The following is a 16,149-nucleotide window of genomic DNA, read 5'->3' on the forward strand; positions in this document are numbered from 1 at the left end:
TCGGCCGCTTTCAATGGGGCGCAAGCGGAGCGGTTTCCACAATATATAAGTCGGCTAAATAAATGAAAGGGCCGGTCGTCAGCGGCAGGTGCTGACGAAGCCGCTCCCCGACGGCAGCAACTGGCAAGTTGGCCTCATCTGCGGCACCTCCTGCCGTTCCGGTGTTGGGATTTGGCGATCCTGGGCACGGTACTGCTGTTGCTGCTGCTGGTATTGCTGCCGCCGCAGCCTGTTCTCCAACATCTGCAACTGGTTCTGCTGGATCAACACGTTGCGGTCGGCGGGACTGACGACCTGTGCCGACGCAGCAGGATTTACGCCCGACAGCATCGCCGCAGTCAGCATTGCCGACCCTAAAACCGTCAATAGACGAAGCCGTGACATCCATTCATTCCCGCACAAAACCGATCTTTCCTTAATATAGGGCTTTTGTCCGGCGACACCATGGCCGCCGCTGATTTGAAGCAGATTGGAAGAGGCATTTCGGCTTCGGATGCTCGTCGCGTCAATCGACTTCGCGCAGCCGGTATCCAACGCCGGTCTCGGTGGTGATATAGCGGGGCTGGTCGGGCGTTTTTTCGATCTTTTGCCTGATCTGCCGGACGTAGACTCTGAGATATTGAACGTCGGTGGAATCGCCCCAGACCTGCTTCAGCAGGAATTGGTGGGTGAGAACCTTGCCGGCATGCTGTACGAGGATGCGGAGGATGTCGTATTCCTTCGGCGAGAGCTTTATCTCCTTGTCCTCGACCTTGACGATGCGCTTCACCAGATCGACGGAGAGGTCGCCGGTCTGGAAGACCGGTCTCTCACCCTGCTGCTGGAACTTGTGGCGAAGCGCGACGCGGATGCGTGCGACAAGCTCGTTCATACCGAATGGCTTGGTTACATAATCGTCGGCGCCGAGTTCGAGGGCCGAGACGATGCCGGCCTCATCAGTGCGGCTGGAAAGAATAACCACGGGAATGTCCAGGCCATCATCCCGCCATTTGCGGAGCAGCTCATGCCCGCTCATGCCGGGCAGGCCGAGATCGAGCAGCACAAGGTCTGGCTTTTCCGTCTCGATGAGTTCAATCGCCGCCCTGGCGCTCGGCGCTTCGCTGATCGCATAGCCTTGGCTGCCAAGCCCGACGCGAAGCAGTTTCCGGATCGGCGGTTCGTCGTCGACCACCAATATCCTGACGTCCAGGCTCGTCATGGCAGATCGTCCATATTTTGATGGCCCGCCTCGGGTTCGCCGAGATTGGGCAGTTCCGCCGGCACCAGCTGCATCTTGATCGTGAAAACCGCCCCCGAGCGGTCGGACCTGTTTGCCGCCGAGAGCGTCCCGCCCATCGCTTCGATGAAGCCGCGGCAAATCGACAGGCCGAGCCCGGTGCCGGCACGCACCTGGTCACCCTTGCGCACACGGTAGAAAGTGTCGAAAACGCGCTCCAGGTCCGCTGGCGGAATGCCTGGTCCCTCGTCCATGATCTGCAGGATGATGAAGCCGTTATCGGCCCAGGCCTGCAGGCGGATCGTCGAACCTGGTGGCGCGTATTTTGCAGCATTGTCGAGGAGGTTGAACAGCACCTGTTCGAACAGAACGGGGTCGACCCGCAACATCGGCAGATCCGATGGAATGTCGATCTCGGTCTTATGCTCGCGGACGATTTTGCGGGCCCGATGCAGAGCTGAGCCGACAATGTCGCCGAGATAGTGAAAGGCGTAGTTCGGCTCCATCGTGCCGGATTCGATCTTGGTCATATCGAGCAGATTGGCAATAAAGCGGTTAAGCCTCTCCGCCTCATCGAGCACGGTCGACAGCAGTTCCGTCCGGTCCTGCTCGGGAAGCGCGGCCTCGAAGTCCCTGAGTGTTCCGGCCGCGCCCATGATGGCGGCAAGCGGCGTTTTCAAATCGTGGGAAATGGAGGTGAGCAAGGCCGAGCGCAGACGGTCTGCCTCGGCCGCAAGCTTGGCCCGGTCAACATCGGCGACGAGCTGGATGCGCTCGATGGCGACCGCCGCCTGGTCGGCGAGCGCATCGAGCAGACGCTGCTGCTCGGGCGTCAGCAGCGGACCTTGCTTATCGTTGTCGAGGCCGACAACGCCCACCGCCGTGCGTCCGGTCCGCAAGGGCAGATAGAGGCGTTTTGCTCCGGGCAGCGTGTCGGCGCCGCGCCCGGCGGCGCGATTATGCTCCCAGGCCCAGCGGGCTGCTGCAATGTCGGCCTCGGCCAGCGTATCGTCGGGTGGGTAGCCGGCTTTGACCGCAATTGTGCCGTCCTCCGGCAGAAGCAGCACCACGCGCAGCTTCAGCATCGAGGCGATCTGGAAGGCAGTCGCCCAGAGAACGTCGTCGAGCGTGCCAGCGCCGGCGAGCTTCTTTGAGAAGAGATAAATATCTTCCGTGGCGCGTGCCCGCGAGCGCGCAGCGACCGCCTGACGCTGCACGCGCGCTGTTAGATTGCTGGCAATGACCGCAACAACCAGGAAGACAGCCAGCGCAACGATGCTCTCCGGATCCTCGATCGTCAGCGTGTAGCGTGGTTCCAGGAAGAAATAGTTGAAGGCAATGGCGCTGATGAGGCAGGCATACAAAGCCGGCCAGAGACCGCCGGTCACAGCCGACGTCAGGACCCCAATGAGAAAGATGACCGCCAGGTTGCGGACGTCGAGAAACTGGTCGAGAAGGACGGCGAAGGCGAGCGAGCCAACAACATAGGCCGTGGCCCTGAGATAGGGCCAGATCTCGAACTGCCACTGCTCGTCCGCCGCCTTGACGGTCCTCGACATCGCCTCGGCGTTGCGTTCGTTTCCCGAAATGACATGGACGCTGATGTCGCCGGCATTGCGGATGAGATCGTAAGTGAGCGAGCCTTCGATCAATTCCCGCCAGCGCGATCGGGTCGGCCTGCCGATCACGATATGGGTGAAGTTGTTCGCCGTCGCATGCCGAACGATGTCTTGCGCGACGTTCTGACCCGGAATGGTCGTCACCTCGGCACCGAGCTGCTCGGCAAGGCGCAGCTGCGTCGCCAGCCGATCCTTGTCCTCCTCAGGCATGGCAGCTGAACGAGGGGTATCGACATGAAGCGCCGTCCAAGGGGCGCGGAGCCGATCGGCCAACCTTCGCGCATAACGTACACGGGCCGCCCCGCCCGGACGCGCATCGACGCAGACGAGAACCCTTTCCCCCGCCGCCCACGGCCCGGGTATCGCGTGGGCCTGCATATGGGTCAGCAACTGCTCGTCGACCCGCTGGGCAGTGCGGCGGAGCGCCAATTCGCGGAGCGCCGTCAGATTGCCCGGCGAGAAATAGTTCTCGATGGCGCGCTGGGCGGTGCTGGGGATGTAGACCTTGCCTTCCTCAAGCCGCTTGATCAGATCGTCGGGGGTCAGGTCGATGATCTCGATATCGTCGGCCTGGTCGATTATGGAGTCGGGGACAGTTTCCCGCACCCTGACGCGGGTGATCTGCGTCACGACATCGTTCAGGCTCTCGACGTGCTGGATATTCAGCGTCGTGTAGACATCGATGCCGTGCGTCAGGATTTCCTGGACGTCGAGGTAGCGCTTGGGGTGACGGCTGCCCGGCGCGTTGGTATGGGCAAGTTCGTCGACCAGAACCAGCGCCGGGTGCCGGGCGAGGATGGCGTCGAGATCCATCTCCTGAAGGATCCGCCCCTTGTAATCGATCTCAAGGCGAGGAATGACCTCGTAGCCTTCGACCAGCGTCTGGGTTTCCTTGCGGCCGTGCGTCTCGACGATGCCGATTACCACGTCGACCCCGTCGGCCAGCCTGGCGCGGCCCGACATCAGCATCTCGTAGGTCTTGCCGACACCGGGGGCGGCGCCGAGAAATATCCGCAGGCGACCGCGCTCCTCCCGCTCGGCATGCTCGAGCAGCGCGTCGGGAGAGGGCCTGGTTTCGGCGGTGCGGCTGTCGTCTGGCATAAGCGTCAATCATGAACGGCGCCGGCTTCGGTGTCGATCCCGGCGCCGGTCCTTTACTTTTTCATCGCATCGTCCAGCGCAAGGTTGAGGGCCAGCACATTGACTACCGGCTCGCCGATGAATCCCAATTCGCGATCCTCGACATGGCTGTCGACAAGCGATTTGATCCTGGATTCATCGACGCCCCTGGCCTTGGCCACCCTGGCGACCTGAGAATAGGCCGCGTCGGGGCTGATATGCGGATCGAGGCCGCTGCCGGACGTGGTGACCAGATCTATCGGTACCGGCTGGTTCGGGTTTTCCGTCCTCAGCCTTTCGGCGTCAACCTTGATGCGGTCGATCAGCTTGGGATTGGTCGGGCCTAGATTCGAGCCGCCCGAGGCGGCGGCATTGTAGCCGTCGCCGGCAGCCGAGAGACGGCCATGGAAGTAGCGGTCGCTGGTGAAAGCCTGGCCGATCAGCTCGGAACCGACGAGCTTGCCGTCCTTCTCGATCAGGCTGCCATTGGCCTCGCGTGAAAACAGCGCCTGGGCAATGCCGGTCATGCCGATCGGATAGACCAAACCCGTCAGAATCGTGAAGAAGACGATCATGACGATCGCGGGTCTGATTTGATTGAGCATCGACATGGTTCCTTATGCGAGACCGAGAGCGGTGATGGCCATGTCGATCATCTTGATGCCGACGAAGGGCGCTACGACGCCGCCAAGGCCATAGACAATGAGATTGCGGCTGAGCAGCGCACCGGCGCCGACCGCGCGGTATTTGACGCCCCTCAGCGACAGCGGGATCAGCGCAATGATGATCAGCGCGTTGAAGATGATGGCTGAGAGGATAGCGCTCTGCGGCGTCGCCAGATGCATGACATTGAGCGCTTGCAGCGGCCCGGCGGTCTGGCCCGGGGCGATGTAGAAGACGGCGAATATTGCTGGGATGATTGCAAAATACTTGGCTACGTCGTTGGCGATGGAGAAGGTGGTCAGCGAGCCACGCGTCATCAGCAGCGCCTTGCCGATTTCGACGATCTCGATCAGCTTGGTCGGATCGCTGTCGAGATCGACCATGTTGCCGGCCTCGCGCGCCGCGACCGTGCCGGTGTTCATGGCAACGCCGACATCGGCCTGCGCGAGGGCCGGCGCATCGTTAGTGCCATCGCCGCACATCGCGACAAGTTTGCCTTTGGCCTGCTCGTCGCGGATCAGCTTCAACTTGTCCTCGGGCGTCGCTTGGGCAAGGAAGTCGTCGACGCCGGCTTCCGCCGCGATCGCCGCCGCGGTCATCGGATTATCGCCGGTGATCATCACCGTGCGGATGCCCATGCGGCGCAATTCGGCAAAGCGTTCTGCGATGCCGCCCTTGACGATGTCCTTCAGATGGACGACGCCGAGGAGGCGCCCGTCGCGCTCGACCGCGAGTGGAGTGCCACCCGATTTGGCGATCTCGTCGGCGATCGCCTGAAGGTCGCGGACGGTGTCGCTGCGCGTACGGCCTGTGGCAACCGTCGAGAGGTTGACGTGGGCAAGTACCGCATCGACTGCGCCCTTGCGGACCGAGGAGCCTTCCAGATCGACGCCGCTCATGCGGGTTTGCGCGGTGAAGGGCACGAACGTCGCGTGCAGGCTTGCCATGTCGCGGGCGCGGATGGCGTATTTTTCCTTCGCCAGGACGACGATCGAGCGGCCTTCCGGCGTTTCGTCGGCAAGCGAGGCAAGCTGGGCCGCGTCGGCCAGTTCCTGTTCGGTGATGCCCTTGACCGGACGGAATGCCGTCGCCTGGCGGTTGCCCAGCGTGATGGTTCCGGTCTTGTCGAGCAGCAGCGTGTCGACATCGCCGGCCGCCTCGACGGCGCGGCCCGACATGGCCAGCACGTTGAAGCGCACCAGGCGGTCCATGCCGGCAATGCCGATCGCCGACAGCAGGGCGCCAATTGTGGTCGGGATCAGGGTAACGAACAGGGCGACCAGCACCGTCACCGAGATATAACCGCCCGAATACGAGGCGAAGCTCGGGATCGTCGCCGTGGCCAGCACGAAGATCAGCGTCATGCCGACGAGCAGGATATTGAGCGCGATCTCGTTGGGTGTCTTCTGGCGCTCGGCGCCCTCGACCAACGAGATCATGCGGTCGAGGAACGTATGGCCGGCAGCCGCGGTGATGCGCACGCGGATCCAGTCGGACAAGACCTGCGTGCCGCCGGTCACCGCCGAACGGTCGCCGCCGGATTCGCGGATGACCGGTGCGGATTCGCCGGTGATGGCCGCCTCGTTGACCGACGCCACGCCTTCGACCACCTCGCCGTCCGAGGGGATGATGTCGCCGGCTTCAACAAGCACGATGTCGCCGACCTTCAGGCTGGTGCCGGGCACCAGTTTGAACTTGCTGCGGTCGCCATCGTTCAACAGCTTGGCCTGCGTCTCGGTTCGCGCCCGGCGCAGCGAGTCTGCCTGCGCCTTGCCGCGGCCTTCGGCCACCGCTTCGGCGAAATTGGCGAAGAGCACGGTGAACCACAGCCAAATGATGATCTGCAGCGTGAAGCCAAGATCGCCGCCGCTGGTAACGAGATCCTTGACGAACAGCACGGTGGTGAGCGCCGAGACGACGGCGACGACAAACATCACCGGGTTTCGCATCAAGGTGCGCGGGTTCAGTTTTCTGAAGGAACCGCCGATAGCGGGCCACAGAATGCGGGTATCCATGATGCTCACGGATTTCGACGGGCTCATTTGGTAGCTCCAGTGTCGATTTTGTTGACCGGTCGATCGTGAGCCGAACGAAGGTGCGGCGGCCCGTAAGCCAGCAGCCAGATCATGATCAAGGCTGCCGCAATAGCGAGGAATGTGGACAGCGTCGGGAAAGGAGGGGGCGTTTTCTCCCCCTCCGGCTCGGGGCGATGCCGGACCTTCCGAGGTATGATCTTGAACCAGGGCATCGCCGTTTCAGAATGTCTGACCGTGAATCATCGCCAGGTGCTCGACGATCGGTCCGACCGCCAGGGCCGGAAAGAAGGTAAGGCCACCGACGATCAGGATGACACCGGCCAGCAGCCCGACGAACAGCGGACCGTCGGTCGGGAAGGTGCCGGCGGAGGCAGGGACGGTCTTCTTCGCAACCAGCGAGCCAGCAATCGCCAACGCCGGAATAATGACCAGGAACCGGCCCATCAGCATTCCGATGCCGAGCGTTACGTTGTACCAGGGCGTGTTGCCGCTGAGACCGCCAAAGGCGGAGCCATTGTTCGCCGCGGCCGAGGTGTAGGCATAGAGAACTTCGGAGAAGCCGTGCGGACCGGCATTGGCGATGGAAGCAACGCCCGTCGGCAGCACCACCGCGATAGCGGTGAAGATCAGCATTGCCAGCGGCAGGCAGAGCACGGCCAGCATCGCCATCTTGACCTCCTTGGCCTCGATCTTCTTGCCGAGATATTCGGGCGTACGTCCGACCATCAGCCCGGCGACAAAGACGGCGATGACGATGAACATCAGGATACCGTAGAAGCCGGCGCCGACGCCGCCGACAATAACCTCGCCGAGCTGCATGTTGATGATCGGGATCATGCCGCCAAGTGCGGTGAAGCTGTCATGCATGGCATTGACCGCGCCGCAGGACGCGGCGGTGGTGATGACGGCAAACAGCGCCGACAGAGCGATGCCGAAACGGCTCTCCTTGCCCTCCATGTTGCCGCCGTCGACGCCCAGCGCATGGACCAGCGGATTGCCTGCGGCTTCCGCCCAGTAGCAGACGGCAACGCCGGCGATGAACAGCACGCCCATAGCCGACAGAATTGCCCAGCCTTGGCGCTGGTTGCCTACCATGCGGCCGAAGACATTGGTCAACGCCGCGCCGAGGGCGAAGATCGTCACCATCTGGATCAGGTTGGAGATTGCGTCGGGATTTTCGAAGGGATGCGCTGCATTGGCGTTGAAGAAACCGCCGCCATTGGTGCCGAGCATCTTGATGGCAACCTGGGAAGCGACCGGCCCGACCGCTATAGTCTGTTGCGCGCCTTCGAGCGTCGTCGCGTTGGCGTAGGCAGCGAGCGTCTGCGGCATGCCGAGATAGACATAGACCAGAGTCAGGACGATGCAGAACGGCAAAAGCAGATAGAGCGTGCAGCGGGTCATATCGACCCAGAAATTGCCGATCGATTTGCCTGAGGCCCTGGCAAAGCCGCGGATCAATGCGACCGCAATGGCGATGCCGGTCGCCGCCGACAGAAAATTCTGCACGGTCAAGCCGGCCATCTGCACGAGATAGGACATCGTGCTTTCGCCGCCGTAGTTCTGCCAGTTGGTGTTGGTCATGAAGCTGGCGGCGGTGTTGAAGGCCAGCCCAGGTTCGACGGCGGTCATGCCGGCCGGATTGTAGGGCAGGCCGCCTTGCAGCCGTTGCAGCAAATAGAGCACCAGGAAGCCGGCCAGGTTAAAGAACAGCAGGGCCGCCGCATAAGAGGTCCAGTGCTGCTCCTCGCGCTCGCTGGTCCCTGATATGCGGTAGAGCCCGCGCTCGAGCGGGGCCAGAATTGACGACAGGAATGTGCGCTCGCCGCTGAAAACGCGATACATGTAGCCGCCGAGCGGCTTGGCCAGCAGAACGACGATCCCGCAATAGACGAGGATCTGCAGCCATCCGTTGATTGTCATGGGGTTGGCTCCTTGCCAGCGGAGATCAGAAGCGTTCCGGGCGAACGAGGGCGTATGTCAGGTAGGCGAGAAGAAACAAGGTCACGGCGCCGCCGAGGATATAGTCGAAAAGCATGTTGCGATCCCTACCCTTACAGCTTGTCGCAGGCTTTGATGTAGCCGAAGCATAGAGCAAAGAACGCGATTCCAATCGCGACAACAATTATGTCCACCGCGCATTTTCCTATGTTGTATTTGTGTGTTTACTTTAACAAACTACCAAAACCGGTCGCCGCATCATATCGGCGGCTGGATACACCGCTTCGGTGAATATGGATCAAAGTGCCATAAAGGTTCGAGACGGGACGCGGAGCAAAGAAATCAAAATCCCATAAGGATTTCGCCGCCTCGGCGCTGGCCACAGCTTCAGGAGGGATGTGCACACCGGCGCGCGAAGCTGCCGGGGCTCAGTCCGCGCGGGTGTAGATCACCGCGTAGTCGTCCGCATAGGCCCGCTTCCAGCCCAGTTCGTCGAAGAACGGAATGCGGCGGTCGTCGGCGGTCAACAATGCCCAGCCTATCGTATATTTCTCGAGTTGGGCTTTCAGGATCGGCTTGCCCCGGCTGTGCCCAGTCTGCTCATCCGTTTCCGTAAAGCCATTCAGGAAGAGCTGATCCGCGCGGCCGTCGATAAACGTCCTGATGCCATGGAAGATCAGCGTACCGCCGAAATCGTAGGAGTTCAACAGATTGCCCGACAGATTATGGGTTTGGGCGAAGGCCAGTGCGTCCCTCGCCGAGGTCTTCTGGCTCGGCGCGACCGGATAGGTCGTGAAGGCGGCAGCCGCCAAAACCAGCAAAACGGCAAGTCCAGCGCAAATCCTGGAAAATTGCCGTGCGAAAAATTGTTCAAGTCCGTCGCGCTTTTCCGCCGCCCATTTCTCGGCTGAAAGCGCTGGATATTGTTGCGCGACCTCAACGGCAAGGACCACCGGGACAAGAAGAAAGAACAAGTACATGAACCGTATGTGGGTGAGATAGGCGTGCAGCGTGAAGACAAGGAACAGCGCCTTGGCCCAGCCAATGCGCAATCTCGACACGAGCAGCCCGAAAAACGCCACCAGCAGGGCCACCCCCTGGAGGGTGTGCCGCGAGGCGTCGAAGGGTTGCCACTCCGCAATGTAAGGCACCGCCTCATTGCCATAGGCCACCGTGAACGTGGCGAGTATGGCCTTGACGCCATAGGGATTGAACAGGCTGACCAGCGGGCAAAGCAGCCCGAAAGCGGTCCACTTGGCCAGCAGCCGGGGGTTCGACAAGCGCGTGCGCATGACGAGATCGAGGCCGGCGAAGGCGGCGATGACGAAACCGAAGGTGAAGGTGGCATGGAGATTGGCCCACAGGCAAAGCAGCGTCAGCAGCCACAAAGGCGGCGCTTTCTCGTTGCGTGCGGCCTGGAAAAGACCGGCGGTCCAGACGACGATGATGGGCAAGGTAAAGATGTGCGGCCGGGCGATATAGATTGGCCCGATCAAGAGCGCGAGAACCAGCGTCAGTCCTATCGCCAGCGTCGGCTTCAACCACGCGCTGAGATACCACGACGTCAAGAAGATCGTGAGCGCGATTACTGCAGTCGCCAGCAGCACCACGCCGTTCCAGCCGCCGGTTTCAAAGGCAATTGCAAGGAGAAGCTGACTGAACCATTCCTTGGCGATCCATGGCTGGCCGGCAAAAGTGTAGGAATAGACGTCGACGGTGGGGAATGTGCGGCTTGCCAGCATATCCATGCCGACCTTGATGTGCCACCAGCTATCAGGATCCTGCAGGAGGGAGGTGGCAAAGGCGAGGAGCGCCGCCGCCATCACGACCGCCGCCAGCAGGCAAAATACCAACCTCACATGCCGTACATCGCCTATCGACCGCTTCGCCTCACCAGATATCCCGCGCATATGGCATCCCTGAGCCGCGATAGCGGAAGGGATAGGCCGAATTTGTTAGAAAACCGATAAGCTGCAGGATTGCGGCAACAACCCTGTGCCGCGTCCAACCGGCTCGGCGACTCAGCCCTCGGCCTTGAAGTTCTTGGCTTCCTTCTCGACCTTCGGGCTGTCCTTGCCGTGCTTGCGCATCAGATCCTTCGCCTGCTTCGGCGAAACGTCGGTGGTTTCGGCCAGACGCAGAGCCTCCTTTTCGTCCGGATCGCGCGTCTTGCGGTCGGCCATTGCGGTTTTCTTGTCAGCCATTACGACGCTCTTATGCTTTCGGCGATTTCGTTCAGCACCTTGCGGTCGGTGCCGTGACGCTTGATCAGCGTGCGTGCCTGATCCGGGGTAATGCCCGCTTCCTCGGCGAAGTGACGTACCTCGTAGTCTTCGCCGCCCGCCACTCGTGAGCGGTCGCGACTGTCGGTCTTGGTTTTGTCGTCGGCCATGGCAGCTCTCCTCATCTCGACGAGAGCATAACGGGCAAGATTTCAGCAAGTTCCTTCGAGCGTGCCGCCCAATACCGTCTTCGGGCATGACCCGGCATGAGCAGCGGTTTTGTTCAAAGCAGGGGCTTGGTGCCAGGTCGGCCTTCATGCACAAACAGGCTGGCCTCTTTGGCGCTGCCAACCGCCCGCCACTGCTCCTGGGCGCAGCCTGATGTTCGTTCCAGATTGTTTTATTGGGACCGATGGTCGAACACGACGCCCATGGTCCTACCAACGGCCGTCATGACGATAAGCTCGACCAGATCGTCGTCACTGTTGCCGCAGGCCGGGGCCGTCCTGCGAACGATGTCCAGCATCGCCCTCGTCGATATGGTGTCGCCGGCACCGAACCGTGAAAGCGCAGATGAAACAAGCTCTTGGGCCGTCAAGTCGGCGACAGTCACCCTCTGCACCACGTTCATTGGCTTCCTCCCACCATGAACTCTCTCCGGGGAGAATGATACGCCGAACGTCGCGTTTCGCCAGCAAAATGGTGGTCCTACCAGCGCGTGGGCAGCGACCGAAATCGTCGGTTTTGCGGGAGGCAGTCCGGGCGGGAGGCGGCAGCGCTTTTGTGCCATGCGACTTCGCCATAGGCCCAATCCCGGTGGCCGGGATCGGTCTCAATTTTATTTACTGGCAGTCTGATGTTTGGCGTGTGGTCTGCTCGGTTGCGGCCGAAAGCCAGCGCAGCAAGAACCACGGTGCGGGCAGGACTGGAACGGTTCGTCGTTTCCCGCAAACGCCGAACCGGTCTGTCTTTTTTGTGACGCAACTCCGGCCGGAACGTTCACAGGTTTTCCTGGAATTGCTTGTCTTGTGACTCTAGGCGGCCAGATCGCTCGGAAGCTTGCCGCCATTCTCGGCCAGCTTTTTCATCAGTGCGTCGTGCAGCCACAGATTCATCGTTACAGTGTCGTTCATATCGCCGGTGTAGTTCAGCTCGTGGGCAAGCTCCTTGCGGGCGCCAAGGCTGCTGTCGATATTCAGGGCCTTCATCAGGTCGACGATCGAATTCTTCCAGTTGAGCTTCTGCCCCTTCGCGGCCACGGCCTTGTCGAGAATGGCAGCGATGTCCGGGGCAGAGGACAGCGCGGCCGGCGCGGCCGGAGCCGGGGTTGCAGCCGGGGCGGATCGGGTAGGCGCCGTCGGCTGGGTGGCCGTGCTCGAAGCAGGCGCGGGAGACGGTTGCGCCGGCGGCGCTTCGGCCGCAACCGCGTTTCCGAAAATCGCACCTTTGATACTGTCGAAAATGCCCATTGCTATCTCCTGTGTTGGCTCGACGGTGTGTTGCCTTGACGGTCGGTGAGGCGACCGTTGCCGAATGCCGCATTGAGCGCCCTGGTTGTACCGGACCACGAACGCAACGCAGGGGCAACTCAAAAATGGCTAAAGGGTAAAGGCTTGGTTGCATTGAGGAATCGGCCCAGTGATCCGGCCCGAGAGTAGAATAGGTCGGATCGCGGACCAACAAATCGTCACGCGCAATGGACGAGGGAATGGTTGCCAGCCAGTTTTGCTGACGCAGACTAGAAAAATCATCTAGATTCGTGTTCGCAATTCGCTGAGAGGAACGAAGCCATGACAGCAGTCGTCGCATCCGACAGGCTCGAACGTTCGCCGGTTTGGGCAGTGGACGATCCGTCGGTCAAATGGGCCGGCGCTTTCGCGGTTTACGGCGGGCACGGCACCACCCAGTCCTCGGTCATTGTCTACGAGATCGAGCCCGGCAAGCGGCTCGGCTGGCAACACCCACGCCACCGAAGAGACGCGTTCTTTGCGGCGGCGATGTTCATGCAGACATTCGACGGCGTCATGCTGCCGCCGCAAATCCCACGTCCTCGGCACGCCCAATCGTGCGGGCTGAATGCGTGCCGGCGGGAATCAACAGGCCTGCGGATATCGGACTTGGAGCTGATATGAGGGCGCGGTTCGGCGTCGTTACGCGCCTGGGTCACCGGCGGATCGGCTGATGGCGCCCGTGAAGGTCGACCCCGCCAAGGTGCGCGAGTTCAGGGATGCCGAAAGCTTCCATGCCTGGCTTGGCGAGCATCACGACAGCGAGGACGAAGTCTGGATCAAGATCCATAAGCTCGATTCGGGGCTGCCGTCGATCACGCCGAAGCAAGCCATCGACGTGGCGTTGTGCTGGGGCTGGATCGACGCGGTGCGCAAGGCGTTCGACGGCAAAAGCTATCTGCAGCGCTACACCCCGCGCGGCAAGAAGAGCACCTGGAGCCAGATCAATGTCGACAATGTCGCCCGGCTGATCGAGGAGGGCCGGATGACCGAGCACGGGCTGAGGCAGGTCGATGCGGCCAAGGCCGACGGCCGCTGGGCGCGCGCCTACAAGAGCGGCAAGGAGATGAAGATCCCCGACGACCTCCAGGCGGCAATAGACGCCGAGCCCAGGGCAAAGGAGATGCTGGCAAAGCTCAGCGGGCAAAACCGCTTCGCGCTCGCCTTCCGCATCCACAACATGAAGACCGAAGCCGGGCGCAAGAAGAAGATCGCGGCGTTCGTGGCGATGCTGAAGCGCGGCGAGACCATCTATCCGCAACGAAGTCGCGATTCTGGATGAACATTTGGCCGCGTTTGTGTGCTGCGTCTTGTGCTTGTCCCTTGCGGCGACTCCCAAAATGCGGCCGGCTCAGGCCTCCGATCCTGGCGATGTCGCCGACGATTGTTTTCGACGAGCGTCGCCCGGCAATTCGACACCATCTCTCATTCGTTTAGTGGATGCAGGAAAAAGTCTCGTCCTCACAGTCGGCATAGTATATTAGCAGGCGCTGTTATGAGGTTTTTGCCCGTTCAGGAACCGACTGGCACGTGGGCCGTGTTTGATGCGACCGTGGACGTGCCTGCGGATTTCGCTGGCAGTTGCCTTATCGGCTTGCCGCGGCAGCGGGCGGAGTGGCTCGCAGCAAGAGCCAATCGAGATGCTGCAAAAGGCACTTCGATTTGCCGGTTGTCAGCTGCCGGACCGGCACAAGCCGCGGTTCTTAGACTTAGACCGATCGGAGAGATTTCGATGATGCACGAAAGGGAAATGGCGGCTGCTTTGGCAGCCAGGAACCAGGAAGCGGATATTCGTGGTGTCTTCGACATCACCAACAAAACCGATGCGCCAATTGGCTCTCGCCGATTGGGCGAGGCTATCCACTTTGTCGCCAATGCACCTATCGTTGGCTATGATGTTCACGCCGCCGTCATCAGATATGGCCCACTCGGAACCCCCAGCCTCAGAGCTACAGATTGCGCGCAGCTGTGGGAGAAGTTCGGCGAGGCCTTGCTGGAACACTGACGGGCAGGCCTTTGGCGCGTATGGCACCACGATTGTGCAGGACTTCCTTAGTGAGAACGACATGGATGCCTGGCGGGTGATATTGCAATTAAATTAGGGTGAGCGCATATTTTTTGCCGGCTGGACTCGCAACCGGCCAGGCCCGGCGGCCGGCTGCCGACGGGCCGTCAGGCCGGCGGAAATTGGTGCCGCCGGCCCGACGGTCCCCTTGGCAAGATCGCCGGAACCAGAGCATGATGCGGCGGCAAAACGGGTTTGGGGGAATGACATGCCTAAGGTTTCAGAGCTTTTTTTCAAGACAGCCATCGTCTTTCTTATTCTGGGAATTGCAGCTGGCCTGCAGATGGCAATTTCAGGCGATCACGGCGCGTTTCCGGCTCACGCGCACATCAACCTGCTGGGGTGGGTCACCAGTGCAATATTCGGCGGCTATTATGCGCTGAACCCGGCGAAGGCTGCCCGCAGGACGGCGATGATCCACTACGGCGTCTACAATCTCGGCCTGGTCGTGATGCTGCCGGCGCTTTACCTGATGCTGCAGGGAAATCCGGCGCTCGAGCCGATCGTCGCCACCGGCTCGATGATTGTCGCTGTCGCCGTGCTGATCTTTGCCTTCGTGGTTTTCTCCGCCGAAACAGAGCGCTCAGTCTCGGGAATACCAGCGGTCCCGCGGTAGACGGGGCGGCGATAGTGCCGAGCCTATCAATGCCCGTGCTTCTGGTGAAGCGCGGGCCGATTGGTTGTAGGCTGATCTGAGGCAAGAGTGCGGCGAGATGAAAGCCGCTCAGTAGCCTTCGCGCGCCCCTCTGCCTGCCATGCTGCTTATCGCGGCCTTCATTTTGGCGTTGTGCCTGCGTCCCTAGGAAGGTGAAAATATCGACACTTCTTGGATCTTCGCCGAAATGACTGCCTTGTGCTTTTGGGGCGCAACGCCCAGCGAGCGCAGGTGCGATGTTGATGCAGCCTTGTTGTTGGCGACGCAGCATGACGAGGTCATCGTCAAACGACGGTAGAGCGCGCGGACCTACTGTTGCGCGAGCCGGTCCCCGAGCGTGTTTGCTTCGGCAAATCTTGCCAGCGATTGTTCGACTTTCTGCGCCGAGGCGTCTGTGCGCTTGATGTGCCGTATCATTTGCTGCCTCAGCAGCGCGAGCCTTGCGACGCGATATTCGTCGCCGTATCTCGCAGTTTCAAGGTGGAGGGTCGCGAGCATCATGGGTCAATTCTTCCGATCGATCTTCGTCATGCGTTCCCGGGCCTCAATCACGCGTTTTTGCTCAGACCGTATGCGGTCGCACAACGCGAGATTGACGGCGACACAGCCATCGTTCAACAACAGTTCATTCGCACGCTTCAGCGAGCGCTCGGCCCGTTTAACGCGCAGCCTGGCATTGGCCAGTTCGAAGCTAAAAATATCAATCATCATCATACCGCTTCCTTTGCGGTCCCTTCGATTGTTAACCGGCGTCGATCCCATTTGTTCCGACTGCACGCGGCGCAGCGCCAGGAAGGAGCTTGTCTTTCGCCCGTGCTGGGCCGTTCGCGATGGCGGGGCATGCTAGATGGGCGGGCTGGTGGAAGGCGAAGGTGTGAAGGCCTGGCCCGTAATCACGTTCTGTTCACTCTGGCTAATGTAAGCTGGCCGCCTAGAATTCGCCGCGAAGGTGTTTGACGCGGAGCTTCACACCAGGCTTGACCCACTGCGCCGCGAGCACAGCCATGTGGTCACCGTGGCTCGAGTGTCAGCAGATGTGGTAAGGGTGAGTGTCGGCGAGTAGCAGAGGTCCAGCAACAATGACTTTGAGGCGAACCAGAGCTTA

17 protein-coding genes are annotated in these 16,149 nt (G+C 61.1%); 4 read left to right on the plus strand and 13 right to left on the minus strand.

All coding sequences use genetic code 11. From position 1 onward, the window contains the following. Positions 1-78 precede the first annotated feature (78 nt). The 12 genes from NKJ72_RS07180 to NKJ72_RS07235 form a co-directional block, all read right to left on the minus strand. Positions 79-534, minus strand: a complete 456-nt coding sequence (locus NKJ72_RS07180; RefSeq protein WP_352476424.1) for a hypothetical protein — start codon at positions 532-534, stop codon at positions 79-81. Next, positions 506-1,198 (minus strand): response regulator transcription factor, encoded by a 693-nt coding sequence (locus tag NKJ72_RS07185; protein WP_352476425.1) that lies wholly within the window; start codon positions 1,196-1,198, stop codon positions 506-508. The genes NKJ72_RS07180 and NKJ72_RS07185 overlap by 29 nt, the downstream gene beginning before the upstream one ends. Beyond that, positions 1,195-3,936 (minus strand): DUF4118 domain-containing protein, encoded by a 2,742-nt coding sequence (locus NKJ72_RS07190; protein ID WP_352476426.1) that lies wholly within the window; start codon positions 3,934-3,936, stop codon positions 1,195-1,197. Before NKJ72_RS07190 ends, NKJ72_RS07185 begins: the two co-directional genes overlap by 4 nt. A gap of 53 nt (positions 3,937-3,989) precedes the next feature. Continuing rightward, positions 3,990-4,559 carry a potassium-transporting ATPase subunit KdpC gene (kdpC, locus tag NKJ72_RS07195; RefSeq protein ID WP_352476427.1) on the minus strand — a complete coding sequence of 190 codons (570 nt, stop codon included), beginning with the start codon at positions 4,557-4,559 and terminating at the stop codon, positions 3,990-3,992. A 12-nt stretch (positions 4,560-4,571) separates the two neighbouring features. Beyond that, positions 4,572-6,659, minus strand: a complete 2,088-nt coding sequence (gene kdpB / locus NKJ72_RS07200; RefSeq protein WP_352476428.1) for a potassium-transporting ATPase subunit KdpB — start codon at positions 6,657-6,659, stop codon at positions 4,572-4,574. A 213-nt stretch (positions 6,660-6,872) separates the two neighbouring features. Next, positions 6,873-8,576 carry a potassium-transporting ATPase subunit KdpA gene (gene kdpA / locus NKJ72_RS07205; RefSeq protein WP_352476429.1) on the minus strand — a complete coding sequence of 568 codons (1,704 nt, stop codon included), beginning with the start codon at positions 8,574-8,576 and terminating at the stop codon, positions 6,873-6,875. 25 nt (positions 8,577-8,601) lie between these two features. Then, positions 8,602-8,691, minus strand: a complete 90-nt coding sequence (locus NKJ72_RS07210) for a K(+)-transporting ATPase subunit F (protein ID WP_023675300.1) — start codon at positions 8,689-8,691, stop codon at positions 8,602-8,604. A gap of 331 nt (positions 8,692-9,022) precedes the next feature. After that, complete coding sequence (locus tag NKJ72_RS07215; RefSeq protein ID WP_352476430.1) at positions 9,023-10,504, minus strand: hypothetical protein; 1,482 nt, start codon at positions 10,502-10,504, stop codon at positions 9,023-9,025. A 111-nt stretch (positions 10,505-10,615) separates the two neighbouring features. Next, positions 10,616-10,798 carry a hypothetical protein gene (locus NKJ72_RS07220; protein WP_254816845.1) on the minus strand — a complete coding sequence of 61 codons (183 nt, stop codon included), beginning with the start codon at positions 10,796-10,798 and terminating at the stop codon, positions 10,616-10,618. Further along, positions 10,798-10,986 carry a DUF3606 domain-containing protein gene (locus tag NKJ72_RS07225; protein ID WP_292657372.1) on the minus strand — a complete coding sequence of 63 codons (189 nt, stop codon included), beginning with the start codon at positions 10,984-10,986 and terminating at the stop codon, positions 10,798-10,800. Before NKJ72_RS07225 ends, NKJ72_RS07220 begins: the two co-directional genes overlap by 1 nt. A 230-nt stretch (positions 10,987-11,216) precedes the next feature. Then, a complete protein-coding gene (locus NKJ72_RS07230) occupies positions 11,217-11,447 on the minus strand; it encodes a hypothetical protein (RefSeq protein WP_254816847.1) in 231 nt (76 codons plus the stop codon). A 403-nt stretch (positions 11,448-11,850) separates the two neighbouring features. Then, positions 11,851-12,285 carry a DUF3597 domain-containing protein gene (locus tag NKJ72_RS07235; RefSeq protein WP_254816848.1) on the minus strand — a complete coding sequence of 145 codons (435 nt, stop codon included), beginning with the start codon at positions 12,283-12,285 and terminating at the stop codon, positions 11,851-11,853. Between the two features lie 321 nt (positions 12,286-12,606). Between NKJ72_RS07235 and NKJ72_RS07240 the strand changes: the two genes are divergently transcribed. The 4 genes from NKJ72_RS07240 (at position 12,607) to NKJ72_RS07255 (ending at position 15,005) form a co-directional block, all read left to right on the plus strand. Continuing rightward, positions 12,607-12,948: a cupin domain-containing protein gene (locus NKJ72_RS07240; RefSeq protein WP_352476431.1), complete on the plus strand. Its 342-nt coding sequence runs from the start codon at positions 12,607-12,609 to the stop codon at positions 12,946-12,948. A 49-nt stretch (positions 12,949-12,997) separates the two neighbouring features. Continuing rightward, a complete protein-coding gene (locus NKJ72_RS07245) occupies positions 12,998-13,606 on the plus strand; it encodes a YdeI/OmpD-associated family protein (protein ID WP_352476432.1) in 609 nt (202 codons plus the stop codon). Positions 13,607-14,056: 450 nt separating this feature from the next. Next, positions 14,057-14,329, plus strand: a complete 273-nt coding sequence (locus NKJ72_RS07250) for a hypothetical protein (RefSeq protein WP_254816851.1) — start codon at positions 14,057-14,059, stop codon at positions 14,327-14,329. A gap of 268 nt (positions 14,330-14,597) precedes the next feature. Further along, entirely contained in the window at positions 14,598-15,005 is a 408-nt protein-coding gene (locus tag NKJ72_RS07255; RefSeq protein WP_254816852.1) for a heme-copper oxidase family protein, read from the plus strand. 543 nt (positions 15,006-15,548) lie between these two features. Here the strand turns inward: NKJ72_RS07255 and NKJ72_RS07260 are convergent. Then, positions 15,549-15,758: a hypothetical protein gene (locus NKJ72_RS07260; RefSeq protein ID WP_254816855.1), complete on the minus strand. Its 210-nt coding sequence runs from the start codon at positions 15,756-15,758 to the stop codon at positions 15,549-15,551. Between the last annotated feature and the right edge of the window lie 391 nt (positions 15,759-16,149).

Origin of the sequence: Mesorhizobium sp. M0045 (assembly GCF_040323385.1) — a bacterium.
Taxonomy (GTDB): Bacteria; Pseudomonadota; Alphaproteobacteria; order Rhizobiales; family Rhizobiaceae; genus Mesorhizobium.

What these genes read in the sequence shown, in the direction of transcription:
- NKJ72_RS07250 (WP_254816851.1), top strand. Translation starts at nt 14,057, where the DNA reads ATGATGCACGAAAGGGAAATGGCGGCTGCTTTGGCAGCCAGGAACCAG.
- NKJ72_RS07230 (WP_254816847.1), bottom strand. Translation starts at nt 11,447, where the DNA reads ATGAACGTGGTGCAGAGGGTGACTGTCGCCGACTTGACGGCCCAAGAG.
- NKJ72_RS07210 (WP_023675300.1), bottom strand. Translation starts at nt 8,691, where the DNA reads ATGCTTTTCGACTATATCCTCGGCGGCGCCGTGACCTTGTTTCTTCTC.
- NKJ72_RS07190 (WP_352476426.1), bottom strand. Translation starts at nt 3,936, where the DNA reads ATGCCAGACGACAGCCGCACCGCCGAAACCAGGCCCTCTCCCGACGCG.
- NKJ72_RS07215 (WP_352476430.1), bottom strand. Translation starts at nt 10,504, where the DNA reads ATGCGCGGGATATCTGGTGAGGCGAAGCGGTCGATAGGCGATGTACGG.
- NKJ72_RS07255 (WP_254816852.1), top strand. Translation starts at nt 14,598, where the DNA reads ATGCCTAAGGTTTCAGAGCTTTTTTTCAAGACAGCCATCGTCTTTCTT.
- NKJ72_RS07185 (WP_352476425.1), bottom strand. Translation starts at nt 1,198, where the DNA reads ATGACGAGCCTGGACGTCAGGATATTGGTGGTCGACGACGAACCGCCG.
- kdpC (WP_352476427.1), bottom strand. Translation starts at nt 4,559, where the DNA reads ATGCTCAATCAAATCAGACCCGCGATCGTCATGATCGTCTTCTTCACG.
- NKJ72_RS07225 (WP_292657372.1), bottom strand. Translation starts at nt 10,986, where the DNA reads ATGGCCGACGACAAAACCAAGACCGACAGTCGCGACCGCTCACGAGTG.
- NKJ72_RS07260 (WP_254816855.1), bottom strand. Translation starts at nt 15,758, where the DNA reads ATGATGATGATTGATATTTTTAGCTTCGAACTGGCCAATGCCAGGCTG.
- NKJ72_RS07240 (WP_352476431.1), top strand. Translation starts at nt 12,607, where the DNA reads ATGACAGCAGTCGTCGCATCCGACAGGCTCGAACGTTCGCCGGTTTGG.
- NKJ72_RS07245 (WP_352476432.1), top strand. Translation starts at nt 12,998, where the DNA reads ATGGCGCCCGTGAAGGTCGACCCCGCCAAGGTGCGCGAGTTCAGGGAT.
- kdpA (WP_352476429.1), bottom strand. Translation starts at nt 8,576, where the DNA reads ATGACAATCAACGGATGGCTGCAGATCCTCGTCTATTGCGGGATCGTC.
- NKJ72_RS07220 (WP_254816845.1), bottom strand. Translation starts at nt 10,798, where the DNA reads ATGGCTGACAAGAAAACCGCAATGGCCGACCGCAAGACGCGCGATCCG.
- NKJ72_RS07235 (WP_254816848.1), bottom strand. Translation starts at nt 12,285, where the DNA reads ATGGGCATTTTCGACAGTATCAAAGGTGCGATTTTCGGAAACGCGGTT.
- kdpB (WP_352476428.1), bottom strand. Translation starts at nt 6,659, where the DNA reads ATGAGCCCGTCGAAATCCGTGAGCATCATGGATACCCGCATTCTGTGG.